At 61.6% G+C, this 25,678-nt stretch carries 24 protein-coding genes; 13 read left to right on the top strand and 11 right to left on the bottom strand.

The window, feature by feature from the left end; genetic code table 11:
* Nucleotides 1–30: 30 nt before the first annotated feature.
* Together RG836_RS16335 and RG836_RS16330 are read left to right on the top strand one after the other, a co-directional pair.
* On the top strand, nucleotides 31–450 hold the full coding sequence (locus RG836_RS16335) for a polyribonucleotide nucleotidyltransferase (protein WP_310847402.1): 420 nt from the start codon (nucleotides 31–33) through the stop codon (nucleotides 448–450).
* A 27-nt stretch (nucleotides 451–477) separates the two neighbouring features.
* Nucleotides 478–1,383 (top strand): cation diffusion facilitator family transporter, encoded by a 906-nt coding sequence (locus RG836_RS16330; protein ID WP_310847400.1) that lies wholly within the window; start codon nucleotides 478–480, stop codon nucleotides 1,381–1,383.
* On the opposite strand, the gene RG836_RS16325 is transcribed toward RG836_RS16330, so the two are convergent.
* Nucleotides 1,368–2,459 (bottom strand): DUF6515 family protein, encoded by a 1,092-nt coding sequence (locus RG836_RS16325; protein WP_310847397.1) that lies wholly within the window; start codon nucleotides 2,457–2,459, stop codon nucleotides 1,368–1,370. The two genes, RG836_RS16330 and RG836_RS16325, sit on opposite strands and share 16 nt — an antisense overlap.
* Nucleotides 2,460–2,896: 437 nt before the next feature.
* On the opposite strand from RG836_RS16325, the gene RG836_RS16320 reads away from it, so the two are divergent.
* Nucleotides 2,897–3,376 (top strand): Lrp/AsnC family transcriptional regulator, encoded by a 480-nt coding sequence (locus RG836_RS16320; protein ID WP_310847394.1) that lies wholly within the window; start codon nucleotides 2,897–2,899, stop codon nucleotides 3,374–3,376.
* Nucleotides 3,377–3,592: 216 nt separating this feature from the next.
* On the top strand, nucleotides 3,593–3,802 hold the full coding sequence (locus RG836_RS16315; RefSeq protein WP_007909655.1) for a DUF2788 domain-containing protein: 210 nt from the start codon (nucleotides 3,593–3,595) through the stop codon (nucleotides 3,800–3,802).
* Here RG836_RS16315 and RG836_RS16310 read toward each other — a convergent pair.
* The 4 genes from RG836_RS16310 to RG836_RS16295 form a co-directional block, all read right to left on the bottom strand.
* On the bottom strand, nucleotides 3,797–4,363 hold the full coding sequence (locus tag RG836_RS16310) for a pseudouridine synthase (RefSeq protein WP_310847737.1): 567 nt from the start codon (nucleotides 4,361–4,363) through the stop codon (nucleotides 3,797–3,799). The genes RG836_RS16315 and RG836_RS16310 overlap by 6 nt on opposite strands.
* 144 nt (nucleotides 4,364–4,507) lie before the next feature.
* The gene (amn, locus tag RG836_RS16305; protein ID WP_310847389.1) at nucleotides 4,508–6,007 is read right to left on the bottom strand and encodes an AMP nucleosidase; all 1,500 of its coding nucleotides are present in this window, start codon (nucleotides 6,005–6,007) and stop codon (nucleotides 4,508–4,510) included.
* A gap of 112 nt (nucleotides 6,008–6,119) precedes the next feature.
* Complete coding sequence (locus tag RG836_RS16300; RefSeq protein ID WP_310847387.1) at nucleotides 6,120–7,769, bottom strand: acyl-CoA dehydrogenase family protein; 1,650 nt, start codon at nucleotides 7,767–7,769, stop codon at nucleotides 6,120–6,122.
* A gap of 73 nt (nucleotides 7,770–7,842) precedes the next feature.
* Complete coding sequence (locus RG836_RS16295; RefSeq protein WP_310847384.1) at nucleotides 7,843–10,221, bottom strand: hybrid sensor histidine kinase/response regulator; 2,379 nt, start codon at nucleotides 10,219–10,221, stop codon at nucleotides 7,843–7,845.
* Between the two features lie 310 nt (nucleotides 10,222–10,531).
* Between RG836_RS16295 and RG836_RS16290 the strand changes: the two genes are divergently transcribed.
* The 4 genes from RG836_RS16290 (at nucleotide 10,532) to RG836_RS16275 (ending at nucleotide 14,050) form a co-directional block, all read left to right on the top strand.
* The gene (locus tag RG836_RS16290) at nucleotides 10,532–11,329 is read left to right on the top strand and encodes a hydroxymethylpyrimidine/phosphomethylpyrimidine kinase (RefSeq protein WP_310847381.1); all 798 of its coding nucleotides are present in this window, start codon (nucleotides 10,532–10,534) and stop codon (nucleotides 11,327–11,329) included.
* A gap of 18 nt (nucleotides 11,330–11,347) precedes the next feature.
* Nucleotides 11,348–11,971, top strand: a complete 624-nt coding sequence (gene thiE / locus RG836_RS16285; RefSeq protein WP_310847379.1) for a thiamine phosphate synthase — start codon at nucleotides 11,348–11,350, stop codon at nucleotides 11,969–11,971.
* 17 nt (nucleotides 11,972–11,988) lie between these two features.
* Nucleotides 11,989–13,272, top strand: coding sequence for a glutamate-1-semialdehyde 2,1-aminomutase (hemL, locus tag RG836_RS16280; RefSeq protein ID WP_310847377.1), 1,284 nt, complete (start codon nucleotides 11,989–11,991; stop codon nucleotides 13,270–13,272).
* A gap of 223 nt (nucleotides 13,273–13,495) precedes the next feature.
* Nucleotides 13,496–14,050, top strand: a complete 555-nt coding sequence (locus tag RG836_RS16275) for a tetratricopeptide repeat protein (RefSeq protein WP_310847375.1) — start codon at nucleotides 13,496–13,498, stop codon at nucleotides 14,048–14,050.
* Between the two features lie 7 nt (nucleotides 14,051–14,057).
* Here the strand turns inward: RG836_RS16275 and RG836_RS16270 are convergent, their stop codons facing one another.
* From RG836_RS16270 to RG836_RS16255, 4 genes are all read right to left on the bottom strand, one after another.
* Nucleotides 14,058–15,170, bottom strand: coding sequence for a succinylglutamate desuccinylase/aspartoacylase family protein (locus RG836_RS16270; protein ID WP_310847373.1), 1,113 nt, complete (start codon nucleotides 15,168–15,170; stop codon nucleotides 14,058–14,060).
* A gap of 67 nt (nucleotides 15,171–15,237) precedes the next feature.
* On the bottom strand, nucleotides 15,238–16,008 hold the full coding sequence (locus RG836_RS16265; protein ID WP_310847371.1) for a transporter substrate-binding domain-containing protein: 771 nt from the start codon (nucleotides 16,006–16,008) through the stop codon (nucleotides 15,238–15,240).
* 36 nt (nucleotides 16,009–16,044) lie between these two features.
* Entirely contained in the window at nucleotides 16,045–18,066 is a 2,022-nt protein-coding gene (locus RG836_RS16260; RefSeq protein WP_310847735.1) for an oxidoreductase, read from the bottom strand.
* Nucleotides 18,067–18,393: 327 nt separating this feature from the next.
* Nucleotides 18,394–18,723 carry a DUF1820 family protein gene (locus RG836_RS16255; RefSeq protein WP_003185742.1) on the bottom strand — a complete coding sequence of 110 codons (330 nt, stop codon included), beginning with the start codon at nucleotides 18,721–18,723 and terminating at the stop codon, nucleotides 18,394–18,396.
* Between the two features lie 134 nt (nucleotides 18,724–18,857).
* Here RG836_RS16255 and miaB point away from each other — a divergent pair, with 134 nt between their 5' ends.
* The 5 genes from miaB (at nucleotide 18,858) to lnt (ending at nucleotide 24,274) form a co-directional block, all read left to right on the top strand.
* Nucleotides 18,858–20,186 carry a tRNA (N6-isopentenyl adenosine(37)-C2)-methylthiotransferase MiaB gene (gene miaB / locus RG836_RS16250; protein WP_310847733.1) on the top strand — a complete coding sequence of 443 codons (1,329 nt, stop codon included), beginning with the start codon at nucleotides 18,858–18,860 and terminating at the stop codon, nucleotides 20,184–20,186.
* 216 nt (nucleotides 20,187–20,402) lie between these two features.
* Complete coding sequence (locus RG836_RS16245) at nucleotides 20,403–21,410, top strand: PhoH family protein (protein WP_310847359.1); 1,008 nt, start codon at nucleotides 20,403–20,405, stop codon at nucleotides 21,408–21,410.
* A complete protein-coding gene (ybeY, locus tag RG836_RS16240; protein WP_310847357.1) occupies nucleotides 21,400–21,897 on the top strand; it encodes an rRNA maturation RNase YbeY in 498 nt (165 codons plus the stop codon). The genes RG836_RS16245 and ybeY overlap by 11 nt, the downstream gene beginning before the upstream one ends.
* A gap of 5 nt (nucleotides 21,898–21,902) precedes the next feature.
* Nucleotides 21,903–22,742: an HlyC/CorC family transporter gene (locus RG836_RS16235; RefSeq protein WP_007909641.1), complete on the top strand. Its 840-nt coding sequence runs from the start codon at nucleotides 21,903–21,905 to the stop codon at nucleotides 22,740–22,742.
* An 8-nt stretch (nucleotides 22,743–22,750) separates the two neighbouring features.
* A complete protein-coding gene (gene lnt / locus RG836_RS16230; RefSeq protein ID WP_310847350.1) occupies nucleotides 22,751–24,274 on the top strand; it encodes an apolipoprotein N-acyltransferase in 1,524 nt (507 codons plus the stop codon).
* A 49-nt stretch (nucleotides 24,275–24,323) separates the two neighbouring features.
* Here the strand turns inward: lnt and RG836_RS16225 are convergent, their stop codons facing one another.
* Together RG836_RS16225 and RG836_RS16220 are read right to left on the bottom strand one after the other, a co-directional pair.
* Nucleotides 24,324–25,085, bottom strand: a complete 762-nt coding sequence (locus RG836_RS16225; RefSeq protein WP_310847347.1) for a YdcF family protein — start codon at nucleotides 25,083–25,085, stop codon at nucleotides 24,324–24,326.
* 117 nt (nucleotides 25,086–25,202) lie between these two features.
* Entirely contained in the window at nucleotides 25,203–25,523 is a 321-nt protein-coding gene (locus tag RG836_RS16220; protein WP_310847345.1) for a hypothetical protein, read from the bottom strand.
* Between the last annotated feature and the right edge of the window lie 155 nt (nucleotides 25,524–25,678).

Below are 25,678 nucleotides of genomic sequence, written 5' to 3'. Positions count from 1 at the left end.
TCAACGCTACGTAAGCTCAGGAGTCTTCTTATGCGTGCACCCTTTCGCCTGATCGGCGGCATTCTGGTCGCCAGCCTGCTGACCCAAGTGACCGCCTGCGGTTCGATTTTCTACCCGGACCGACGCGGCCAGATCGACGGCAAGATCGACCCGGCGATTGCCGCCCTCGATGCCGTGGGCCTGCTGTTCTATATCATCCCGGGCCTGATCGCCTTCGCCGTGGACTTCGCCACCGGCGCGATTTATTTCGAACCGGGCCGCACCGCCCAGGTCGATCCGCAGAAGCTCAAGCAAGCGGTCCGCCCGGACGGCACAGTCGATAACCACAAGCTGCAGGCCATTCTTGAAAGCGAATTGGGCCGCGACTTCCCGCTGGACGATCCTCGTCTCATCCAGCACAAGGGCAGCACCCAGCAACTGGCGCTGCTCGGCCTGCAACCGGCGGCGTAAGCCGATCTGAAAGGAAGCAATGCGTCGATGACCACCACCCCGGAACACGCACGTCTGTTACGCCTGGCCACTCGCGCCTCAGTGGCGGTGGCCTGCACGCTGATCGTTGCCAAGGCGATTGCCTGGTGGCTCAGCGGCTCGGTAAGCATGCTTGCCGGGCTGACCGACTCGGCGCTGGATGGCGTGACCTCGTTGCTCAATCTGCTGGCGGTGCACTACGCCCTGCGCCCGGCGGACGACGATCATCGCTACGGGCATGGCAAAGCCGAATCGCTGTCGGGCATGGCCCAGGCTTTGTTTATCGGTGGCAGTGCGGTGCTGATCGCTGTCCAGGCTTTTGATCGATTGCAGCATCCGGAACCGGTCGGCGCGCCGTGGCTGAGCATCGGCGTGATTGGGTTCTCGCTGGCCCTGACCCTGGCGCTGCTGGTGCTGCAACACAAAGTCGTGCGCGAAACCGGCTCCAACGCCGTGCGTGCCGATTCCCTGCATTACCGCTCGGACATGCTGCTCAACGGCAGCATTCTGTTGGCGCTGGTGCTCGCCGGGTTGGGCTTCCATCAACTGGACGCCTGGTTTGGCCTTGGCATCGCCGCGTACATTCTGTGGAGCGCGATCCACATCGCTCGGGAAAGCTTTGCGGTACTGATGGATGAGGAACTGCCACCGCAGGTCAGCCAGCACATGCTTGAACTGGCGTGCAGCGTGCCCGGCGTGCTCGGTGCCCATGACTTGCGCACCCGCATCAGCGGCAGTCATTGGTTCGTGCAGTTGCACCTGGAGTTGCCGGGGGAATTGACCTTGTCAGTGGCCCACGGCCTCAGCGATCAGGCCGCGGCAGCGATCCATCAAGCCTACCCACGGGCCGAAGTGCTGGTGCACGCCGACCCGCAGGAAGTGGTCGAAGCCGCGCGGACTCAGAAGGTGACCTGATAACCGCGACTGGCCAGGCAATTGCCTTGTGCCTGGCGATAGGCCTGGACCACCGAGGGGTCCGGCTGATAAGTGGCGGTGCGCGGGTTGAAGCCACTTTGCTGCACCGCGTATTGGGTGCACTGGTAACCGTCCTGGTTGACCTGCTCCGGCGACTGGCCGTTGGCGGGATAGGCCACCACGTCATAACCGCCACCGGCAGGTTGATACTGCGGCTGGTACTGAGGGTCAGCTGCGCCTACCGGAGCGTCCACCACCACATAATCCTGAGTGCTTTGCTCGTAGGCGTAATACGACCCGGCGGCGAGGAACAGCAGCGAGCTACCGACCCACACTTCACGGGCGTAATCCGGCAAGTAACTCACGCGAATCCCCCGAGGCGGCTGCACCACCACGTAACGCGGGCCTTGCGGGCGATACCAATAGCCACCGGAGAAAAAATAATCCTGGCCACGATAGGGCACACGGTAGTTGCGGTCGGGAAAGCGATCGATCACATAACCGGGCCGGTATTGCGGACCCGGGCCCCAGCCATTGCCGTGACCACCGGGGCGGCCCGGCCAGCGCTGGTCATTCGGGCGACCGGGGCTATTGGGGTGGTAGCCGGTATTACCATTACCACTCTGCCAATGCTGATTGTTGTGACGTGGCTGTTCATCTCGGTAGTAACCCTGACGCGGTGGCTGGGTTTGCTGAACGTTGTCGGGACGGCCCTGAATCGGCAGGTTGTTGCCCGGCGGACGGGGGGCGACGTTCGGATCGCGCGGCGGACTGTTCTGCCATTGGTTCTGGCCATTGCCGTTATGACCATTGCCACCGTTACCGTTGTGCTGGAACTGCTGGCTGTTGTCGCCACGAATAATGCCGCTGTTCAGCGGCGGGGTCTGCGGGCGCGGCTGGTTGTCCTGCGGGCGCGGCTGATTATTGCCCGGCTGTCCCGGATTGTTGACCGGACGCTCGCGGCCCTGTTGGCCGCCATGCGGGCTGCGGCTCTCAGGATCATCAGCCAGTACTTGCGCACTCACACTGACACACAGCAAACCAACACCTGCCAAACGCCAGATGCGCGACTTCATGCTATTCCTCACGACGGGTTAGGGCCTGTAGCTAAGACTGGGAAAGCCGAGGCCGGTTCGGCGACAGGTTATCAGCCGCTGGACTTATTTATTGAGCCGTCCACATGAAATAACCGACAACAAAAAGGGGAGACCCGTCGGCCTCCCCTTGAAAACTTCGTCCGTGCTCGACGCTTGTGGCGCCGGCTCACCTCACGCCGTCTTCTGGACAGTGTGTCGCTCGGGGGTCGGCTCAGCCCCGGTAAGGGGTGGCGACCGCAGCTGGCCTGATTGGGCGAGCCGTCATGGACTGTTTGTCCGAGCGGTGATTCTGGTGATAAGGATAAGCCCGGGGTGCCGGCAGACGATTGCGAAGATTGCTCGAATAAACACCACTTGCGCAATTTTTAACCCTGGATAGATAATCTTCCGCAATAGTTAAGACAAAGGCCCGATTGATGAGCAAACTCGACCGTTATGACTTGAGCATTTTGGCGGAATTGCAGCGCGACGCCCGCATCTCCAACCAGGAACTGGCCGAGCGCATTGGTTTGTCGCCCTCCCCTTGCTCACGCCGGGTCAAGCAGCTGGAAGACGACGGCTACATCTCGCGCCAGGTCGCCCTGCTCGATCGCAAACTACTGGGCTTGAGCCTCACTGCGTATGTGCTGATCGGCATGGACCGCCACACCCCTGAGCGCTTCGAGAATTTCGAAGCCGCAATTCGCACCCTGCCGCAAGTGCTCGAATGCAGCCTGGTGACCGGGATGGACGCCGACTATCAGTTGAAGGTGGTGGTGCCGGACATGGACCACTATCAGAAACTGCTGCTGGGGCACCTGACCCGGATCGACGGCGTTACCAGCGTGCGCTCCAGTTTCGTTCTCAACCAGGTGCTAAACAGCACCGAGTTGCCGCTGACCCATCTGCGCAGCTGAGGTCCTCATCGCTGGCAAGCCAGCTCCCACAAGACTCTGTGTAGATCCGCGACACAAAAACCTGTGGGAGCTGCGGTGCGACGATTCGACTTGCCAGCGATGGGCCCGGACCCGTCGACACCAAAGTGCGGCACAGCGCCGCAGGCCAATGCCGCTCAATCCTGCTAGGCGTATACTCGCCGCGCCCTGTTAGCCTCGCCTGCGCTGGAGAACTCGATGGATCCTGCATTACTGGAAGAGTGGATGATGACCGGCCTGGTCAGCATCCTGATCATTTTCATGGGTTTCATCGTCTGGGATCTGGCGAAGAAATCCAAGGCCGGCCGCTTCGGTTCGTTCATCCTGTTTTTCGTGCTGGGCCTAGGCGTCGCCGCGTTCATCATCAAAAGCGTAGTGATCGGCCTGATCGAATCCGGCGCCTTATAAGCGCGCCGGCACTTCCTTCCACTGGCCCTGATCGAGCCCATCGATCGTCCAGTCACCAATGCGCACCCGCACCAGACGCAAGGTCGGCAACCCGACCGCCGCGGTCATGCGCCGCACCTGACGGTTACGCCCCTCGCGAATCACCAGCTCTAGCCAACTCGTCGGCACACTTTTGCGAAACCGCACCGGCGGGTCCCGTGGCCACAGGTGCGGCTCACCGAGCTGCCGGGCTTCGGCAGGCAAGGTCATGCCATCGTTCAACTCGACACCCTCGCGCAGACGCTGCAATTGCTCGTCCGTCGGCTCGCCTTCGACTTGCACCCAATAGGTCTTGGCCAATTTGTGCCTGGGGTCGGCAATCCGCGCCTGCAACTGGCCGTCGTTGGTCAGCAGTAACAGACCTTCGCTGTCACGGTCCAGGCGCCCCGCCGGGTAGATGCCCGGAATCTCGATAAAGTCCTTGAGGGTCGAGCGCCCTTCACCGTCGCTGAACTGCGTCAGCACGTCGAACGGTTTGTTGAACAGAATCAGTTTCGGCTCGGCCGGCGGCACTTTGGCCACGCGGCGCGGGGACGAGGAAGACGCGGGCGGCTTCATGCCAGGGCGGCGGGAAGCAGGACGGGGAGGACGGGACATGGCGAAATAAACATCTAACGGTCAGGACCGACAATGCTAGTGGCCCGACCGTTAAATGACCATCACGAATCAGCGGAACGGCGGCTCGTCGAAGCTGCGCAGTTTGCGCGAGTGCAACGAGTTGAGCTCGGTGCGCAGCAGATCCACTGCTTCGATGCCGATCTTCAAGTGCTGGCTGACCGCGCGTTCATAGAAGGCATTGGCCGAGCCCGGCAATTTGATTTCACTGTGCAGCGGCTTGTCCGAGACGCACAACAGCGTGCCGTACGGCACCCGCAGACGATAACCCTGAGCGGCGATGGTGCCGCTTTCCATGTCCACCGCCACGGCGCGGGACAGGTTGATCAACGGGCGCTCCTGGGCCCAGCGCAGTTCCCAGTTACGGTCGTCGTACGTCAGCACGGTGCCGGTGCGCAGACGTTTTTTCAGCTCTTCGCCCTTCTCGCCCGTGACATTCGCGGCGGCTTGTTGCAATGCCATTTGCACTTCGGCAAGGGCCGGGATCGGAATGTTCGGCGGCACCACGCGATCGAGAATGCCGTCGCGGCGCATATAAGCGTGCGCCAGCACGTAGTCGCCGATGGTCTGTGACTGCCGCAATCCGCCGCAGTGGCCGATCATTAACCAGCAATGCGGACGCAGCACTGCCAAGTGGTCGGTGATGTTTTTGGCGTTGGACGGACCGACGCCGATGTTGACCAGCGTCACGCCGTGGCCATCGCTGGCGATCAGGTGATAAGCCGGCATCTGGTAGCGGTGCCAGACCACGCCGGCGGCGATGGCCGAGGCTTCGCCGTGGTCCATGTCCTTGTCGATGATCACGTTGCCCGGCAACACCATGCGCACGAAACGCGGGTCACTGCGCAATTGTTCCAGGCCATGGACGATGAACTGGTCGACATAACGGTGGTAGTTGGTCAGCAGAATCCACGGCTGCACATGGCGCCAGTCGCTACCGGTGTAGTGCACCAGGCGGCGCAGGGAGAAATCGACCCGCGCCGCGTCAAACAGCGCCAGCGGCAGCGGGTCGGTGTTTTCCCAATCGTAGAGCCCATCGGCGATGCCATCGGTGGCCGCCGACAGGTCAGTGCTCGGGAACACCCGCGCCAACACGGCCGCGGTGACCCCGGAGCCGGCCAGTTCATCGCCTTGCTCGACCACGTAAGGGTACGGGATGTTCTGCGCGCTGACGCCCACTTCCACCGTCACGGTGAAGTCGTGCATCAGCGGCACCAGTTGCTCCAGCAAGTATTTGCGAAACGCCGCCGGGTGCGTGACGGTGACGCTATAGGTGCCGGGCAATTGCACTTTGGCGTAGGCGCGGGTGGTTTGCGGGACTTCGCCCTGGCAGTGATAGGTCAGGCGTAATTCGGGGTAGCGGAACTGCGCCCGTTGCTCGGCGTCCGGCTCCACGCGGTCCTTGAGGTAGCGCTTGAGCGCCTGGTTCAACGCGGTGGTGGCCCGCTCGTGTAATTCGGCTAGCCGGTCCACGGCTTGCTCGGCGGTTTGAACAACGATAAACGCTTCGGTCACGATCAGCTTCCTGTGTTCTGACTTGCAGGACTTCATCTTGCCTTGAACACTGGCTGACGGGAACAGTGGCGTGGTGATACGCAGACCTGATTCAAACCGAGATCCCTTGTAGAAGCGAGCCTGCTCGCTCCTACAAGGTTGGGGCGGGTCAGAATGATTGCGGCGTTGAGCGGGCGACGATCGCCTCAACGTCCAGCCCTCGGGGCAGCACGCCATACACCCGTCCGGCGTTCCCTAGCCGACTGGCAATAAAGGCATCGCTGACTGCGCTGTTGCCGGCTTCCAGCAACAGTTTGGCTTGCAGGCCCAGGGCAATGTCCTCGGTCAATTGTCGGGCGCGGTATTGAATGTCGTCAGTGTCCTTGAACGCCGCCTGCAACTGACTGATGTGCGCGGCCAGACGTCGATCGCCGTGGCCATCGCCCAACTCACTGAACAAAGCGTCGAGCACGCCAGGTTCTTTGGATAAGGCGCGCAGCACGTCCAGGCATTGCACGTTGCCGGAGCCTTCCCAGGTCGAGTTGACCGGCGCCTCGCGATACAGTCGCGGCAGGATGCTGTCTTCGACATAACCGGCACCGCCCATGCACTCGGCGGCCTCGTTGATCATTCCCGGGGCGCGCTTGCAGATCCAGTATTTGCCCACGGCCGTCACCAGCCGGGCGAACTTGGCTTCCTGCGAGTCGTCGAGCTGATCCAGCGCCTGGCCCATACGCAGGCTCAAGGCGAGCGCCGCTTCGCTTTCCAGCGCCAAATCGGCGAGGACGTTCTGCATTAAAGGCTGTTCGCTGAGCCGTTTGCCGCCGACCTGGCGATGGGCGCAGTGATGGCTGGCCTGGGTCAGGGCCTGACGCATCAGGGCGCTGGAACCGACCATGCAATCGAAACGGGTCATGGCCACCATCTCAATAATCGTCGGTACGCCGCGCCCTTCTTCGCCGACCATCCACGCCAGGGCGCCGCGAAACTCGACTTCGCTAGAGGCGTTGGAACAATTGCCGAGTTTGTTTTTCAAGCGCTGGATATAAAACTGATTGCGCGTGTCGTCCGGGCGATGGCGCGGCAGCAGGAAGCAGGTCAGGCCCTTGTCGGTTTGCGCCAGGGTCAGGAAGGCATCGCACATCGGCGCTGAGCAAAACCACTTGTGCCCGACCAATTCATAGGCTTGGCCTGGACCGCCGGCGCCCACCGGATAAGCCTTGGTGGTGTTGGCCCGCACATCGGTGCCACCCTGTTTCTCGGTCATTGCCATGCCGATGGTCACGCCGGCCTTGTGCGCCATGCCGACATTGCGCGGGTCGTATTCAGTGGCGAGGATTTTCGGCAGCCATTGTTCGGCCAGGTCCGATTGCAGACGCATCGCCGGCACACTGGCGAAGGTCATGGTCAGCGGGCAGCCGCTGCCGGCTTCGGCCTGGCTGTGCAGGTAGGTCATGGCGGCGCGGGCGACATGCGCGCCGGCCTGGGGTTGCGCCCACGGCAACGAGGTGAGGCCGTGTTCGACGGCCGTGCGCATCAACTCGTGGTAAGCCGGATGAAACTGAACCAGATCGATGCGATGGCCGTAGCGGTCATGGCTGGAAAAGACCGGTTTGTTTTCATTGGCCAGGAACCCTGCAGCCATCAGCGGCCCGCCGGCAAGGGCGCCGTAAGCGTCGATCCGCGACTCGGCCCAACCGGCCCCGAAACGCTGCGACCATTGCTGCAGCGGCAGGTCGATGCGGTACAGGTTGACGCCGTCCAGCGAGGGCGGCTGATTGGTGACGTCGTGGGTTTCGGCGAACTGATGCAGGTTCATGACGGGCTCCTCTGGTCGGCCAAAGAGCTCCAGTTAAGCACCGCCCCGTGACCGATCAAAGTGGCATACCCGCCTAATTACCGGCGCTTTCGCCCTGCCCGGCGAGTAACACATGACGCAGCAGCGCGCCCTGCAAGTCTTCGAATTTCACCGGTTTGTTTAAATACTCAATGCCAGGGTCGGCGGGCGCCGCTTCGCGCCCGGCGCCGGCGATTACCATCAGTAGCGGCACCCGCCCACAACCCGCCAACGAACGGATTTCGCTGCATAGCGAGGCGGCATCCATCACGCAAGTCTGACCGTCAACCAACACCGCATCGACTTGCTCGCTGCGCAGCAGGGTCAGGGCGGCCAGGCGATTGTCGGCCGTGCGCACCCGGTAACCGAGCTTGAGCAACATCCCGCGCAGGACCAATTGGTTAATGCCATCGTCATCCACCAGCAACACGCTGCACGCCTGGGGCAAACGCGCGCGGCACAGCGGGTGCGGCGTGCCGGGGGCCTGCACGGCGTCCGGGGTTTCGAACTCGACGTCGAGCTGGAATCGGCTGCCGCGCCCCGGCTCGGAGCTGTGCGTGAGGCTGCCACCGAGCAGTTCCACCAGTTGCCGGCAGATCGCCAGGCCAACGCCGAGGCCGCCATATTCGCGGGTCATCGAACCGTCGACCTGGAAGAAACGCTGGTACATGGTCGCTTCGCCGAGGTCGGTGAAGCCGATGCCGGTGTCAATCACCGCGAACGACAGGCCGACTCGCCCCTCCTTCGCCGGTTTGCCGCTGACCCGCAACGCCAGGCCGCCGACCTTGGTGAACTTGATCGCATTGTCGAGCAGGCATTCCAGGCATTGGCTGAGTTTGGCGCTGTCGCCGATCAGCCGATCAGGCAGCCCGGCGGCGATCTCGACTTTGAAATCCAGCCCCTTGCCGGTGGCGTTGCACTCGAATTGCGTCTGCAAGGCCTTGACCACCGCGCGCAGGCTGAACGGGCCGGGGTAAGTGTTGAGCTTGCCAGCCTGCAATTCGGTCAGGGTCAGGATGCCGTTGACCATGCGCATCATGTCCCGCGCCGAGCCGGCGGCGGTCTGCTGGTACTGCTCGAGCTCGGCGTCCATCGGCACGGTCTGCATCAACTCCAGCGAGCCGATGACGCCGTTCATTGGGGTACGCAGTTCGTGGGTCAGGGTGGCGAGGAATTCGTCCTTGAGCGCGTTGCTGTGGGCCAGTTGCTGGTTCAGCACTTCGAGGGTCTGGCCGGCGTCGTACAGGGTTTGCGCCTGTTGCTCGCGCATGGCGTTGATGCGGTCGGCCAGGGCCAGCGACAACAGCGCCACTTCAATCGCCGAGCCGATCTGGCTGGCGTACATGGTCAGGAACACGTTTGGCAGATAACCCAACACCATCAGGGTATTGACGATGCCGCCCAGCAAAAACGCCGACCAGGCGATGATGAAGTAACGCGCTACGCGCAAGCCGCGCAGCCAGGCGAGAATCCCGGCGGCGAAGATCACCACCGTAAACGTCAGCGCCAACGCAGTGGCCAGGCGCAGGGCCAGGGCGTAACTGGTCATCAACGACAACCCGACCACCAGCGCACCGAACGCAATCAGCGCCAGCAACAGCCGATCCAGCCACGGGCTGTGCTGGGCGGTTTGCAGGAAACTGCGGGCGAACTGGCTGCCGAACAAACCGGCGCAACCGATGAAGAACGGCGTCGCGGCGTTGGCCCACCACGGATTGTCCGGCCAGAAATACTCCACCGCCGCGCCGTTCACCGACAACTGATACAGGCCAAACGAAGCGATATAGACGATGTAATACAGGTAGCTGGTGTCGCGGACGCTGAGGAAGATGAACAGGTTGTAGACCACCATCCCCAGCAACACGCCATAGATGATGCCCAATACATAGAGGCGCACCGGTTGTTCTTCGAGGTACGCGGTGCTCGACCACAGCGTCACCGGCGCCTGGATCGACCCTTCACTGTGCAGGCGCAAGTAGACCGTTTGCGTTTGATCAGGCTTGAAGTTCAGGTCGAACAGGTAATTGTTCTGGCGGATCTCCCGGCTGGCGAACGGCAGTGCGTCGCCGGTCTGCTGCGTCAGATGATAACGGCCGTCGGCATCGGCCAGGTACAGGTCGAGATGATCGAGGGGCGGGTACGCCAGTTCCAGCAACCAGGTGCGTTGCGCGGCCGGATCTCGCGGGCGGTAATGCAGGTCGATTTTCAGCCAGAACACCGAACGGGAATAACCGGCATTAAGCGTGGCTTTATCGTGCGCCTTGAAATTGCCCGCCGCCGCTTGCGCGAGGATATCGGCAATGTCCGCCTGGCCGCCCGCGTCTTCATAGACTTGCAGCACGGTGCCCAGCGGCAGACTTTGAATGGATTCGTCGAATTCGACAGCGCTCGCTACCAGCGGCCAGCAAAGCAGTAACATCAAAAATAAGCGCATTTATGCCCCAGCGTGGCCAGTCCGGTTTTGTCAGGAAGCCCCCCATTCCCTTTGGCAGACGTAAGACCGGCATTACCCTGTTTTTGTTTGGATCCACTCTAGCATAGCCGTTGATGGCCATTGTGCACCATTGAAACTTTTCCTACAAAGGCTCTAGAACGGGCTTTTCAGAGCACAAACCTGCAACAGACCTGTTGAATTGGTCAGATGGCCACACTTACGCCATCATGCACAAGCTGACCCCGCTGTATCGGCAAGCCTGACCGCCACTGCAACCGGAAAAACATGTTTGGTGGTAAGCTCGCGCACCATGAATATCTACAGCTCTCGCCCCGTTGTCCTCTGTCTCTCCGGCCACGACCCAAGTGGTGGCGCCGGCCTGCAGGCAGATATCGAAGCCCTGCTCGCTCAGGGTTGTCATGCGGCCCCGGCCGTCACTGCCCTGACCGTGCAAGACACAGTCAATGTCAGCGATTTCCGCGTTCTCGACCGTGAGTGGGTATTGGCCCAGGCCAATGCCGTGCTCAACGACTCCGAGGTCGCAGCGGTCAAGCTGGGCATGCTCGGCTCACTGGACATGGTCGACACTGTGGTCGAACTGCTCCAGGCGCACCCGCATTTGCCGATGGTCTGCGATCCGGTGCTGCGCGCCGGCGGCGGCGGACGCCTGGGCAAGGACGAAGTCGGCTACGCCATGCGCGAGCGCTTGCTGCCGCTGGCGATCATCGCCACCCCCAACCTCCCTGAAGCGCGCATTCTTGCTGAATTGCCTGAAGGCACCGCCGACCAGTGCGCCGAAAAACTCCTGCCGTACGTTAAACACCTGCTGATCACCGGCGGCCACGGCGACGAACACGAAGTCCATAATCGTTTGTACAGCCGCGACGGCAGTCGCCAGACGTTCACCTGCCAGCGTTTGCCCGGCAGCTACCACGGTTCCGGTTGCACCCTGGCCAGCGCCCTCGCCGGTCGCCTCGCCCAGGGCGAGCACCTGACCAGCGCGGTGAAAACGGCGCTGGACTACACTTGGCGCACCCTGCGTGACGCGGAACAACTCGGCAAAGGCCAATTCGTGCCGCGCCGGCTGCCGCTGGATTTCTGCTCGTAACGCCATGAGGCCTGCCCGATGAAGCTACGTGGCCTGTATGCCATCACCGACAGCCAATTGCTGGCCGGCAAATTTCTGTCGTATGTGGAGGCGGCGCTGGAAGGCGGCGTGACGCTGCTGCAATATCGCGACAAGAGCAGCGATGAAGCCCGGCGCCTGCGCGAGGCTGAGGCGCTGCGCAATTTGTGCGAAACGTACAAGACTCAGTTGATCATCAACGATGACGCCGAGTTGGCCGCGCGCCTGGGCGTCGGCGTGCATCTGGGCCAGACCGACGGCCCGCTCTCGCCGACCCGCGCACTGCTTGGGCGCAACGCAATCATCGGCTCGACCTGCCACGCGCAACTCGAACTGGCCGAGCAAGCCGCCAAGGAAGGCGCAAGCTATGTCGCCTTCGGCCGCTTCTTCAATTCCAACACCAAGCCCGGCGCACCGACTTGCAGCCTCGAATTGCTCGCCCAGGCTCGCAGCCGCTTGCACCTGCCGATCTGCGCCATTGGGGGCATTACCCTGGACAACGCCGCCCCGCTGGTGGCCCACGGCGCCGATTTGCTGGCGGTGGTTCACGGCCTGTTTGGCGCCGAGAGCACGACTGAAGTCACCCGTCGCGCCCGCGCCTTCAACGCATTATTCAAATCCTGATGTCTGAGAGCCCGATCATGTCTCGTTCCGAAACCCTGTTTGCCGATGCCCAGAAACACATCCCCGGGGGCGTCAACTCGCCGGTTCGCGCGTTCAAGAGCGTCGGCGGCACGCCGCTGTTCTTCAAGCACGCCGAGGGTGCCTACGTCACCGACGAAGACGATAAGCGCTATGTCGATTATGTAGGCTCGTGGGGCCCAATGATCCTCGGCCACAGCCACCCTGACGTGCTCGACGCAGTGCGCCAGCAGTTGCAACACGGCTTGTCCTACGGCGCGCCGACCGCCATGGAAACCGAGATGGCCGACCTGGTGTGCTCGATCGTGCCGTCGATGGAAATGGTGCGCATGGTCAGCTCCGGTACCGAAGCGACCATGAGCGCGATTCGCCTGGCCCGTGGTTTCACCGGCCGCGACGCGATCATCAAGTTCGAAGGCTGCTACCACGGTCACTCCGACAGCCTGCTGGTCAAAGCAGGTTCCGGCGCGCTGACCCAAGGCGTGCCAAGCTCGGCGGGCGTGCCGGCGGACTTCGCCAAACATACACTGACGCTGCCGTTCAACGACATCGACGCGGTCGAGGCCATGCTCGCCGACGTTGGCCAGACCGTCGCCTGCATCATCGTTGAACCGGTGGCCGGCAACATGAACTGCGTGCCACCGGCACCAGGCTTCCTCGAAGGCCTGCGGACCCAGTGCGACAAGCATGGCGTAGTGCTGATTTTCGACGAAGTGATGACCGGTTTTCGGGTGGCCCTCGGCGGTGCCCAGGCGCATTACGGCGTGACGCCGGACCTGAGCACTTTCGGCAAAATTATCGGTGGCGGCATGCCCGTCGGCTGCTTTGGCGGCAAACGCGAAATCATGTCGCACATTGCGCCACTGGGCCCGGTCTACCAGGCGGGCACGTTGTCGGGTAATCCGCTGGCCATGGCCGCCGGCCTGACGACTCTGCGCCTGATCAGCCGCCCAGGCTTTCACGCCGAATTGACCGACTACACCACTCGCCTGCTCGACGGCCTGCAACAACGCGCGGATGCTGCCGGGATTCCGTTCGTGACCACCCAGGCCGGTGGCATGTTCGGCCTGTACTTCAGCGGTGCCGACGACATCGTCACCTTCGAAGACGTGATGGCAAGCGACGCCAACCTGTTCAAGCGTTTCTTCCACTTGATGCTGGAAGGTGGCGTGTACCTGGCGCCGAGTGCCTTCGAAGCCGGCTTCACATCGATCGCCCACGGTGACGCCGAACTGAAGCTGACCCTGGACGCCGCCGAGCGCGCCTTCGCCGCCCTCAAATAAGTGCAACCGCTGACGTTGGCCATAACCAGCGTCAGCATTCTCCTACAAGCGTGGGCATTTTCCCGCCGCGCCGCCTGAAATCTCCCCGAAAGCGACCGATATCTATCCCAAGCAGCAGAAAAACGAGTAAAGACTTTGTAAGGATGGCCCTGCTTATTTCATAATGCGCGCTTATTGGATCCCTCGATGGGTCCGCGCGCCCTTCAGAGGTAAGTCGATTCTCATGAACCGCACCGGCCGCACCCTTGCATTGGGCTGCCTGTTGCTCCTTCAGCCCCTGCTCGCGCACGCACAAGCAGGCGGCAACTCGTTGTTGATCCCAGCGATGGGTCGTTGCACCCTCAATACCCAGCCCCAAGACCTTCAGCAAGCACTCGATGCCTGTCAGAAAGCGTCGGACGCCGGGGATGCGCAGGCGCAATACGAGTTGGGTGAGTTCTACTACGACGGCAAGAATGCGCCGCGCGACCTCAATCAAGCCCTGGGCTATTTCGAGAAGGCTTCGCTGCAAGGCCACGCTCAGGCGCAGTTCAAACTCGGCACCATGTTCTTCCACGGTGAAGGCGTACCGGCCAATAACGTCCAGGCGTATATCGTGTTGAAGATGGCCGCGGTCAACGGCGCAGAAGATGCGCTGGACACCGCCGACGAAGTCGCCGAGAAAATGCCCCGCGAAGATCTCGAAGTGGCCACCCAGGTACTCGGGCAGATCTTCCGCAAATACCTGATGGAACTGCAAAGCGCCGATGGGCGCACGCCATTCTCGCCACTGCCTTGACTGGCACTCAAGGCGATAACAGATAGCCCTGCCGATACGCCTCCACGCCTGCGACATGGGCAATGGTCATGCCCGCAGTGGCCATTCGCCGCAACGAACGCACATAGAGCAACCCTCCCCGCGTGCATGTCACCGTCATCACATGATCAGTGACCGGATCAATGATCTCTGCCACCACCTGCCCGGCCTCCAGTTGATCACCCACTCGGGCGCAAAATACGATCACCCCGCCTACCGGGCTAATGAGTGGTTCAACCCCCGCCAGCGGCGTCGGTTGGTCAAGCAACGCTGGCAAGGGAGGCGCGGCGCCCTGAATCGCGCCAGCGTGGGTCAGGTAATTGATCAACCCTTGGCAGTCTTGGCCCGCGAGTTCATGGCTGACGTCAGCCACTCCGCGCAGCTCCAGCGTCACCGCAAACCCCGGCTGTGCAAGTCGCCCAGGAAAACGCGCCCGAAGTTGCGACCAGAACAATGTGAAACACTCATCGAACGACCGACCGCCCGCTTCTTCAGCCATAAAACAGGCCCTGGCCCCCAGATACCTGGCCAAGGGTTCGACACGGTTCCAGGCTTCCGGGGACAGGTACAGATGTTGGACGGCTTCAAAATCGCAATGCAGGTCCAGCACCACCTCGGCATCGCAGGCCAGGGTTTGCAAGACCAGCCGCAGGGATTGCAGCGGAGTCGTTGGGACTTGGCTGGCCATGACCCGCACTAGGGTTGAGCGGATCAGGCGCAGATTGTTGTCGACGTCATCGGTCAGTTGCGCCTCGACCCTGTCGCCCACTTGCCGACTGACATCAACGAAGAAACGATTGAAGTTCTCCCGACTGTCGTTATCGAACCGCCCCTGGGGCACATCCATCAACACTTGCTCAAGGCCCAACGGATTGGCCATCGGCACCAGCACGATCGGCCTGCGCAATCGACCCGCGGCTTCCAGTTCCGCGAGCCGTCGCTTGAGGTGCCACAGCACCAACATGCCGGGCAATTCGTCCGCATGCAGGGACGACTGGATATAGACCTTGCCTTCAGCATCGGACGGGCCGTAATGAAAGCTGTGGATGAACCGCGTGGTGCCTGGCACCGCCGCCAATAATTCATGCTGTCGGGTCTGCATCGGACCTCCCGTCGCTCGGGGTCATGAGTGTTCAGCCAGCGCTGCGTCGGCCGGCGGATAAGGTGGGTCAGTCGCCGCTGTACATATCGACTCCGGCAAAATACTTGTCCTGCAGCCGCACATAGGTGCCATCGGCATGCAGGGCGGCCAGGCCCTTATCCAGCAGAGTTTTCAGGGCGACGTTGCCCTTGGCGATGCCGATACCGCTGGTCGACGGCATCAACTCGCTGTCGATCATCGGCCCCAGGACAAAACCGGCGCCCCGAGGCGAATTCAGGAAACCGCTTTGCGCCTGTTGCGCGTCCTGTAACGAAGCCTGCAAGCGGCCCGCGACCAGATCGTTGTAGGCCTGCTCCTGATCAGGGTAGGCCACCACTTTCATGCCCGCTTTGGCCAATACCTGTCGGGAGTAAAGTTCCTGGGTGGTCCCCTGCAAATAACCAACGGACTGCCCCTTGGGCTCATCGAGATTCGCACCTTTCCTGAGCACCATGGCGGTGGGACTGGAAAACACCTCTGAGGAAAAATCGATCACCTTCAACCGCTCCGGAGTAATGGTCATCGACGCCAATATCGCGTCGATCTTCCCTGCCCGCAGACTGGGAATAAGACCATCAAAGTCGGCTTCAACCCACTGGCAACGCACTTCAAGATGCGCACAGATACCGTTGCCGATATCAATTTCGAACCCCACTAACTTGCCGGTTTCATCTTTATAAGCGAAAGGTGCGTAATTAGGATCGGCACCAAATCGTATGACCTCGTAATCCTTGGCAAAAAGGGAAAGACTGAATAACACGATGAAAAACAGCGATAGCAACAGGATTGTTTTTTTCATTGTTATATTCCTCGTTATTTGAAGAACGGTACTTCGCTACAACACTTGCAGATACGGAACCTCCCGACGCATCGTCGTTGAACCGGCCGGCGCGTCGAACTCCCGTCCCATGCGATGCCCGCCGTACACTGCCGCCGCAATGGTGCCCGGCGCCAGGCAGTCGCCGACCAACTCCACGGATCGAATCCCGGCTGCTCGCCACGTTTGCGGCGCATCGCTGAAGGCCTGGTACAAGGCTTGTTCGGGCTGTCGGGACGTCACCAGCAACAGCGCAGCCGCCGGGATCATCCGCGTCCGGCCGGTGTAGACGCAGGCCGCCATCACGCCGTCGGGGGTAATGCCGCACAGGCTGTGGGACGCAATCAGGGTCACATTCAGCTCCAGCAGCCGGCGCTGGATGCGGTGCTGTTCGAGGGTATGGTGGGTCCATGTCGCCACGTCGGGCGCCGGGGTGACGAAGATAACGTCCACTCCTTGCGCCACCAGCCGCTCGGCCAGGACGCTGCCAATGTAATAGTGATCGTCGTCGAACAGCAGCACCGGGCTCGGCGGAATAGCGCCGGCCATCACGTCGTCCGGCGTTAACACCGGAAGATTGTCCAGCCCCGGCAGCGCCTGGCGCAGGGCGCGACCCAGGCCGTCCCGGCGCCAGCGTGAGCCGGTCGCGATGAAGACGTGCTCGGCGGCGAAGTCCAGCACGTCCTGGGCAGTCATCCGACTCTCGCGGTAGATGTCCACCGACGCCAATCGGCTCAGCGCGTCGAGGCGATAGTCGACAACCCGTGCCCAGCTCGCCAGCCCCGGGAGTCTGGACTCAAGCGTCACGCGGCCGCCCAGGTCGCGCGAGCTTTCCACCAGCGCCACGTCCATGCCTCGCGCACCGAGTACCCGCGCGCACTCGAGCCCGGCAGGGCCTGCGCCGATTACCAGCGCCCGGCCAGGCTGGCGCGCTCCAGGCACCGATTCGGGATGCCAGCCCCGTCGCCACTCTTCCCCCATGGTCGGGTTCTGGGTGCAGCGCAACGGTGTACTGGTGTGATCACCGCTGACGCAGATATTGCAGCCGATGCACTCGCGGATTTCATCCATCCGGCCTTCTTCGATTTTCTTCGGCAGGAAGGGGTCCGCGATGGACGGGCGCGCAGCGCCGATCAGGTCCAGCACACCACGACGGACCAGCGACACCATGGTGTCAGGCGAAGTGAACCGACCGACACCCACTAATGGCTTGCGGGTCAGCGCCTTGAGCCCCAGCAGCAACGACTCTTGATAACCCTCGCCAGCAAAGCGCGAAGTCACGCTGTCGTTGCTCCAGTCGGCGACATTGACGTCCCACAGGTCGGGCAAATCCGCCAGCATCGAAAAGATTTCAGCGCCCTCACCCTCCCGCGACAGGCCGTCGGCCACCTGCTCATCCACCGCCAGGCGCACGGCCACTGCACAGCGATCACCGACCGCATCCCGAGTGTCTTCGATCAGTTCTCGCAGCAGACGTACACGGTTCTTCAACTCCCCGCCGTATTCGTCGGTGCGCCGGTTGTTGCGCGGGGTCAGGAAATGAAACGGCAGGCCTAGGTCATGGCCCGCGTACACATAAATAATGTCGAAACCGGCCTGCCGCGCCCGCCGTGCGGCGGCTCGGTGCAGATCACGCAGTTGCTGGATGTCGGCCCGGCTCATGGCCCGAGCCTGCACCGGGTCGTAGCCGCGCACCGGTGTGTTGGAGGGCGCCCAAGGGATTTCACGACTGTAGCGGTTGGGCGCGGAGTAGCCATTGAAGGCCAATTCAACGCCCGCCAATGAGCCATGCTGATGGACCGATTCACACATCCGGGCCAGCGCCGGGATGTCACACTCATCCCACAGACGCGCTTCTATATAAGGCGAGAATTCGCTCAGAGGGCTGATTTCGCATTCCTCCGTACAAACCACTCCCCAGCCGCCTTCGGCTTTTATCCCGCGCATGCGGGCCATTGCCGACGGATGCACATGCCCCATGCCGTTACAGTGGGGCACCTGATAAAAACGGTTCCGCGTCCGAACGGGGCCTATCTGCACTGGTTCAAAAAGAATGTCATAACGAGGATCGCGCACAGAGCTACTCCCGAACCCATAAGTCCGCTATTAACTGTTCTGAAAAGCACTATTGGATTAGCCGTCGAGTGACAACTTGCGTTTAACGCTAAACGCAGACAACAAACTTTTAGTTCAACCTCGCCACGACCGAGCTATTCGGCAGTTGGCGGCCTGAGCTCTATATGAATGGATTCATGGCACTCACTGCGTGAACACAAACTGATATTTTTCCGGCAAGCCGTCAATACGCCGGCTAAATATCAGAAGCGTCCTACACAATGAAACAAACTGAAACGCAAGCCTAGGAAACTACTTTTCCGGCATCGGCATCGGGAACGGCATGACATTGCCGACCGCGCCGCGGGCTTCGCTGATTTTGGGGGTGCCGAGGCGCTCCACTTCGTCGATGCGCACGATCGAATGCATCGGCACGAAACTGCGCACCACGCCTTCGAACTGCGCCTTGAGCTTCTCTTCGCTCGGATCGACGACCACCTGCGTGCGCTCGCCAAAGACGAACTCTTCCACTTCCAGGAAACCCCACAGATCGCTCTGATAGATCTGCTTGGCGTACATTTCGAACACCTGGCCCTGGTTGAGGAAAATCACCTTATAGATTGGAGCTTCACGTTTGGTCATGGTGGGCGGGTAACACATCGGGGATAAAAATGAGGGCGCGAACTATAGCATAGCCGCCGGACGCGCAGCGGTAGGAACCTGAGGACATGTTCCCTATAATGCGCGGTTCTTTGAATCAGGTGATGAACCCGTCCATGGCCAAGAAGCTTTACATCGAAACCCACGGTTGCCAGATGAACGAGTACGACAGCTCGCGCATGGTCGATCTGCTGGGTGAACATCAGGCCCTGGAAGTCACTGCTCGCGCTGAAGACGCCGACGTGATCCTGCTCAACACCTGCTCCATCCGCGAACGGGCTCAGGACCGCGTCTACTCGCAACTGGGTCGATGGCGGGAATTGAAGCTCGCCAACCCGGAAATGGTCATCGCTGTCGGCGGGTGCGTGGCCAGCCAGGAAGGCGCAGCGATCCGTGATCGCGCGCCCTATGTCGACGTGGTGTTCGGCCCGCAAACCCTGCATCGCCTGCCGGAAATGATCGACGCCGCGCGCCTGACCAAACTGCCGCAAGTTGACGTCTCATTCCCGGAAATTGAGAAATTCGACCACTTGCCCGAGCCGCGCATCGATGGCCCGAGCGCCTATGTTTCGGTGATGGAAGGCTGCAGCAAGTACTGCACGTTCTGCGTGGTGCCGTATACGCGTGGCGAAGAGGTCAGCCGACCGTTCGACGACGTGCTCGCCGAAATCATCCACCTGGCGGAAAACGGCGTGCGCGAAGTGACCTTGCTCGGGCAGAACGTCAACGGCTATCGCGGCACCACCCACGACGGACGCCTGGCAGACCTGGCGGAACTGATCCGCGTGGTCGCCGCCGTCGACGGCATCGACCGGATCCGTTACACCACCTCGCACCCGCTGGAGTTCTCCGACAGCCTGATCCAGGCCCACGCCGAAGTGCCGGAACTGGTGAAACACCTGCATTTACCGGTGCAATCGGGTTCGGACCGCATCCTTTCGGCGATGAAACGCAATCACACCGCCCTGGAGTACAAATCCAAGCTACGCAAATTGCGCGCGGCGGTCCCGGGGATCTGCATCAGTTCGGATTTTATCGTCGGCTTTCCCGGGGAGACCGAGAAAGACTTCCAGCAAACCATGAAGCTGATTGAAGACGTCGGCTTCGACTTCTCCTACTCGTTCGTCTATAGCCAGCGCCCCGGCACACCGGCGGCTGACCTGGCGGACGAAACCCCGGAAGAACTGAAAAAAGAACGCCTCAACGCGCTGCAACATCGCCTCAACCAGCAAGGTTTTGAGATCAGCCGACAAATGGTCGGCTCGGTGCAGCGCATTCTGGTGACCGATTATTCGAAGAAAGACCCCGGCGAATTGCAGGGCCGCACCGAGAATAACCGTATCGTCAACTTCCGCTGCGATACTCCGACGCTGATCGGCCAGTTTGCCGACGTGCACATCGACGCCGCGCAACCGCACTCGTTGCGGGGCTCGCTGATTCGGTAACGCCGCATACCCCCCGTGGGAGCGAGCCTGCTCGCGAAGTTGGCGGCACATTCAACATAAATGTGTCTGGCAAAACGCTTTCGCGAGCAGGCTCGCTCCCACAGGTTCAGCGCCAGAGTCTGAAATCGGGCGACCTCATATAAGAGCTTTCGCACCCACGACTCTGGCGTTATCCTTCATTTCATCTTAATTGCCCCAGGGCGGCTTAATACGACCTTGAACGCACCCATCGAACCACATCGTTTCATCCTCGAGCCCTTCGAGGCTCGCCGCTTCGCCAATCTGTGCGGGCAATTCGACGAGCACCTGCGCTTGATCGAACAGCGCCTGACCATTGAGATCCGCAACCGCGGCAATCAATTCGAGCTGATCGGCGACCCCAAGCACACCACCTCCGCGGAAAACCTGCTGCGCCGCCTGTACCGGGAAACCAAGGGTACCGAGCTGTCGCCGGACATGGTGCACCTGTTCCTGCAGGAATCGGCCGTCGAAGAGCTGGACAACCATTCCCCCGCCGAACCGTCCGTCGCCCTGCGCACCAAGAAAGGCATGATTCGCCCGCGCGGCTTGAATCAGTTGCGCTACGTGAAGGAGATCCTCGGTAACGACATCAACTTCGGCATCGGCCCGGCTGGTACCGGCAAGACCTACCTCGCGGTCGCCTGCGCGGTGGATGCGCTGGAACGCGAGCAGATCCGCCGCATCCTGTTGGTGCGTCCAGCGGTCGAGGCTGGCGAAAAGCTTGGCTTCCTGCCCGGCGACCTGTCACAGAAGATCGACCCGTACCTGCGCCCGCTGTACGACGCGCTATACGAAATGCTCGGTTTCGAGTACGTCGCCAAACTGATCGAACGCCAGGTGATCGAAGTCGCGCCGCTGGCCTACATGCGCGGGCGCACGCTGAACAACAGTTTCATCATCCTCGACGAAAGCCAGAACACCACGGTCGAGCAAATGAAGATGTTCCTGACCCGGATCGGCTTTGGCTCCACCGCCGTGATCACCGGTGACATCACCCAGGTCGACCTGCCCAAAGGCACGAAATCCGGGCTGCACCATGTGATCGAAGTGCTCAAAGACGTGCCGGGTATCAGCTTCACCCACTTCATGCCCAAGGACGTGGTACGCCATCCGCTGGTGCAACGCATTGTCGAAGCCTACGAGCGCTTCGAGAATCGCGTGGCCGACGATGCCGCCGCCAAGGACAGCCGCCGTGATGCTTGAGCTTGACCTGCAACTGGCGACCGAATCCCCCGCCCCCAGCGAAGCCGAATTCCGCCAGTGGTGCGAACTGGCCCTGCGCCAGCGCAGCGCGGATTCGGAAATGACCATTCGCCTGGTGGACGAGGCGGAAGCCCGCGAGCTCAACCACACCTGGCGGCAGAAAGACTACCCGACCAACGTGCTGTCGTTCCCGGCGGACGTACCGGACGAGTTTCTCGACATTCCGCTGCTGGGCGACCTGGTGATTTGTGTGGCGGTGGTCGAGCGCGAAGCCGCCGAACAGGGCAAAGCGCTGAAAGCCCACTGGGCGCATCTGGTGATGCACGGCTGCTTGCATCTGCTCGGTTACGACCATATAGATGACGCCGAAGCCGAAGAAATGGAAGCGCTGGAACGCGAGTTGCTTGCTGAACTGGGCTATCCCGATCCGTACGCGGACGACGAAACCGACACCCCCCCTATCGTTACAACAAAGGATTCAGAGTAATCGCTATGAGCGAAGATCGATCGAGCAACGGGCAGAAGTCTTGGCTGGGTAAGCTCACCCAGGCTTTTGCCCACGAGCCGAAAAACCGCCAGGAGCTGCTGGAGCTGCTGCGCGATGCACACCAGAACAAACTGTTGGACAGCGAAGCGCTGGCCATCGTCGAAGGCGCCATCCAGGTGGCTGACCTGCAAGTGCGAGACATCATGGTCCCGCGCTCGCAGATGATCAGCATCAAGGCGACCCAGACACCCCGTGAATTCCTGCCGGCGGTGGTCGACTCGGCCCACTCGCGCTACCCGGTCATCGGCGAAAGCCACGATGACGTGATGGGCGTATTGCTGGCCAAGGACCTGCTGCCGCTGATCCTCAAGGAAAACGGCGACAGCTTCAACATCAAGGATTTACTGCGCCCGGCCACCTTCGTGCCCGAGTCCAAGCGCTTGAACGTGCTGCTGCGCGAATTCCGCGCCAACCATAACCACATGGCCATCGTCATCGACGAATACGGCGGCGTGGCTGGCCTGGTGACCATCGAAGACGTGCTGGAACAGATCGTCGGCGACATCGAAGATGAGCACGACGTCGAAGAAGACAGCTACATCAAGCCGCTGCCCAGCGGTGACTTCCTGATCAAGGCGCTGACGCCGATCGAGAACTTCAACGAATTCTTCGACAGCGAGTTCTCTGACGATGAGTTCGACACCGTCGGTGGCCTGGTGATGAGCGCGTTCGGGCACCTGCCAAAACGCAATGAAATCACTGAAATCGGTGCCTATCGCTTTCGCATCCTGAATGCCGACAGCCGTCGTATCCACTTGTTGCGCCTGACACCTATCGCCCGTTAAGGACTGACATGCATCGTCTGACCCGCCCCGGCTGGCCCGGTAACCTGCTGGCCGTGGCGGCCGGTGCAATCACCACCCTGGCCCTGGCGCCATTCAATATCTGGCCGCTGGCCTTGCTGGCGGTCGGCCTGTTTTACGCCGGATTGCGCGAGCTGTCGCCGCGCCAGGCGCTGGGCCGTGGCTGGTGTTTCGGTTTTGGTTTGTTCGGCGCCGGCACCAGTTGGATCTACTACAGCATCCACCATTTTGGCGGCGCTTCGGTGCTGCTGGCCGGGTTGCTGATGCTGGCGTTTACCGCCGCGATTGCCTGGTTTTTTGCCCTGCCCGCCTGGCTCTGGGCGCGCTGGCTGCGCCGCAACGAAGCACCGCTGGCCGATGCCTTGGCGTTCGCCGCGTTGTGGGTCGGCCAGGAAGCCTTCCGTGGCTGGTTCCTCACCGGTTTCCCCTGGCTGTATTCCGGTTACAGCCAGCTCGACGGACCGCTGGCCGGGCTCGCGCCCCTCGGCGGAATGTGGCTGGTGTCCTTCACCCTCGCCTTGACCGCCGCGCTGATCTATAACGCCGCGCGCCTGTTGAAGACCGGGCGCAAAGTGTTCATCGCCGGCGGCGCGGTGCTGTTGTTCGGCCCCTGGCTGGCGGGCATCGCGCTCAAGGACCACGCCTGGACCAGCCCTTCCGGCCCGGCGCTGAGCGTCGCGGCAATTCAGGGCAATGTCGCGCAAAGCATGAAATGGGACCCGGCGCAGCTCAATGCGCAACTGGCGTTGTACCGCGACCTGAGTTTTGCTTCCAAGCGTGTCGACCTGCTGATCTGGCCGGAAACCGCCGTGCCGGTGCTCAAGGAATCCGCCGAGGGTTACTTGAACATGATGGGCAACTTCGCCTCGGACCGGAAAACCGCGCTGATTACCGGTGTGCCGATCCGCGAAGTGGTGCGCCATGAACGGCGTTTCTTTAACGGCATCACCGTGGTCGGCGAAGGCGACGGCACTTACTTGAAACAGAAACTGGTGCCCTTCGGCGAATACGTGCCGCTGCAGGACATGCTGCGCGGCCTGATCGCGTTCTTCGACCTACCGATGTCGGACTTCGCCCGCGGCCCCGCCGACCAGGCTTTGTTACAGGCCAAGGGTTACCAGATCGCGCCGTTCATTTGTTATGAAGTGGTCTACCCGGAATTCGCCGCCAGCCTCTCGGCGCGCAGCGACCTGTTGCTGACCATCAGCAACGACACCTGGTTCGGCACCTCGATTGGCCCGCTGCAACATTTGCAAATGGCGCAGATGCGCGCATTGGAGGCCGGTCGATGGATGATCCGCGCCACCAACAACGGTGTCAGCGGCCTGATCAACCCGTTCGGCCAGATCACCGCGCAGATCCCGCAATTCGAACAGGGCGTGCTCTACGGCGACGTGGTGCCGATGCACAACCTGACGCCTTACCTGCAATGGCGCTCGTGGCCACTGCTGATCCTGTGCCTGGGGCTGTTTGGCTGGGCGCTGATGGCCAATCGGATGGCGAAAACCGTCTGAGTGCTTTCAGGCTTTTGATCTGCTTTCGATTGTGTGGCAAGGGGTCTGGTCAACGATAAAACAACCAATACCCCGCCTGCCCCACCGCCTCATTCATTAATTGCCCCGACCGCCAGATCGACTTGAACGTCGGCATCCACCCACCAAACGGCTCGCCGCTGTCCGTGCCCAGGAATCCCACGGGCGCCGGCACCACGGTCAGGCCGGCGGCTTCAAAACTCCAGACACTGCGCGGCATATGCCAGGCGTGGGTTACCACCACCACGCGTTTCAATCCCAACGGTTCCAGTAATTCGGCGCTGAACTGGGCGTTTTCCCACGTCGTTCGGCTGCGGCCCTCCTGCCAGCGCACGTTGACGCCAAAATCATCGAGCATCGAATCGGCCATCAATTTCGCTTCGCTTGGCGGCGTGCCGTAATGCAGGCCGCCGCTGGTCAACACCGGCAGGCCCGAAGCCTTGGCCAGCCGCGCGGCGTAGCGCTCGCGCTCCAGACCGATGCCGGTGGGCTGGTCATCGCCAAACGCCAGATCGCCGCGCTCACGACCGGAGCCCAGCAACACGATCACATCGGCCCGCTGCGCCAGGGCCGTCCACTCGCTGCGCTCTAGCGGCGGCACTCGCTCCAGCGCTTTCGCGCCCCATTGCACCACTACCGGCAGGCTCATCAGCCAGAAGCCGCCGAGGCCCACGGCGAAACACGCGCCGGCCAGCCGTGGCCGGGAACGCCGCCACCACCAGGCGAGCGCCAGCAACAGCAGAAACAGGCCGGGCGGCAACAGAAGTTGTTTAACGAAATAGCGAAAAGGCATCGAGCATCTCCAAAGATGCCCGAAGCCTAAGTGGGTTACAGCGAAGGAACAACTAGTGCGGACCGTTTTTCATGCAAGAAGCCTGATGACTGAACGGGCCAGACCGGCCATAGACGCTTACTTGAACTGCTGGGACCGGACCTTTCCCGCGTCCCTGCGTCGCGCCTTGTCTTTCAGCCAGATGACATTGGCTGAACGAGGCACGCTGACAGGTTTTACTGCCTGTTGAACGTTTGCTTGTGGCGCCTGATCGTTGCGATCAAGGTACGCTTTGATCAGTTCGAACTCAGCGGGGCTCAAGCCTCGCAATTCCAGATCCACGGGGCGCTCATCGCGCAGCCGGCCAGCGGTTCTCGCCGCGTCCAGGGCCATGCCCAGACGGTCGATGAGTTTTTCGTACAACTCGGGTGTCGCGACCTTTTTCCGTGACTCAACCATCCCTCACCTCATTGAAGATAAGACTTACTCCCCAATTAGCAGCTTAGCTTCGCTGCGCGAACCGGCTGCGCGCCGCGACCAACGGACTGCGCGGCACAATCAGCGTTTCCCTAGGCCAAGCGCGGTCATGTATGCTACGGCGCTTCCTGTAACTC

Origin of the sequence: Pseudomonas rhizozeae, from assembly GCF_031583775.1 — a bacterium.
Lineage (GTDB): Bacteria > Pseudomonadota > Gammaproteobacteria > Pseudomonadales > Pseudomonadaceae > Aquipseudomonas.
Note: the sequence above shows the minus strand (reverse complement) of the source record. Positions and strands in the feature narration are given on the sequence as shown.

Excerpts from the sequence above, each read along its gene's own strand:
- thiE (WP_310847379.1), top strand. The coding sequence starts at position 11,348 with ATGAAGCTACGTGGCCTGTATGCCATCACCGACAGCCAATTGCTGGCC.
- RG836_RS16255 (WP_003185742.1), bottom strand. The coding sequence starts at position 18,723 with ATGACCAAACGTGAAGCTCCAATCTATAAGGTGATTTTCCTCAACCAG.
- amn (WP_310847389.1), bottom strand. The coding sequence starts at position 6,007 with ATGAAGTCCTGCAAGTCAGAACACAGGAAGCTGATCGTGACCGAAGCG.
- hemL (WP_310847377.1), top strand. The coding sequence starts at position 11,989 with ATGTCTCGTTCCGAAACCCTGTTTGCCGATGCCCAGAAACACATCCCC.
- RG836_RS16265 (WP_310847371.1), bottom strand. The coding sequence starts at position 16,008 with ATGAAAAAAACAATCCTGTTGCTATCGCTGTTTTTCATCGTGTTATTC.
- RG836_RS16290 (WP_310847381.1), top strand. The coding sequence starts at position 10,532 with ATGAATATCTACAGCTCTCGCCCCGTTGTCCTCTGTCTCTCCGGCCAC.
- RG836_RS16295 (WP_310847384.1), bottom strand. The coding sequence starts at position 10,221 with ATGCGCTTATTTTTGATGTTACTGCTTTGCTGGCCGCTGGTAGCGAGC.
- RG836_RS16335 (WP_310847402.1), top strand. The coding sequence starts at position 31 with ATGCGTGCACCCTTTCGCCTGATCGGCGGCATTCTGGTCGCCAGCCTG.
- RG836_RS16270 (WP_310847373.1), bottom strand. The coding sequence starts at position 15,170 with ATGCAGACCCGACAGCATGAATTATTGGCGGCGGTGCCAGGCACCACG.
- RG836_RS16315 (WP_007909655.1), top strand. The coding sequence starts at position 3,593 with ATGGATCCTGCATTACTGGAAGAGTGGATGATGACCGGCCTGGTCAGC.
- RG836_RS16275 (WP_310847375.1), top strand. The coding sequence starts at position 13,496 with ATGAACCGCACCGGCCGCACCCTTGCATTGGGCTGCCTGTTGCTCCTT.
- RG836_RS16235 (WP_007909641.1), top strand. The coding sequence starts at position 21,903 with ATGAGCGAAGATCGATCGAGCAACGGGCAGAAGTCTTGGCTGGGTAAG.
- miaB (WP_310847733.1), top strand. The coding sequence starts at position 18,858 with ATGGCCAAGAAGCTTTACATCGAAACCCACGGTTGCCAGATGAACGAG.
- RG836_RS16325 (WP_310847397.1), bottom strand. The coding sequence starts at position 2,459 with ATGAAGTCGCGCATCTGGCGTTTGGCAGGTGTTGGTTTGCTGTGTGTC.
- RG836_RS16300 (WP_310847387.1), bottom strand. The coding sequence starts at position 7,769 with ATGAACCTGCATCAGTTCGCCGAAACCCACGACGTCACCAATCAGCCG.
- RG836_RS16330 (WP_310847400.1), top strand. The coding sequence starts at position 478 with ATGACCACCACCCCGGAACACGCACGTCTGTTACGCCTGGCCACTCGC.
- RG836_RS16225 (WP_310847347.1), bottom strand. The coding sequence starts at position 25,085 with ATGCCTTTTCGCTATTTCGTTAAACAACTTCTGTTGCCGCCCGGCCTG.
- RG836_RS16220 (WP_310847345.1), bottom strand. The coding sequence starts at position 25,523 with ATGGTTGAGTCACGGAAAAAGGTCGCGACACCCGAGTTGTACGAAAAA.
- RG836_RS16320 (WP_310847394.1), top strand. The coding sequence starts at position 2,897 with ATGAGCAAACTCGACCGTTATGACTTGAGCATTTTGGCGGAATTGCAG.
- lnt (WP_310847350.1), top strand. The coding sequence starts at position 22,751 with ATGCATCGTCTGACCCGCCCCGGCTGGCCCGGTAACCTGCTGGCCGTG.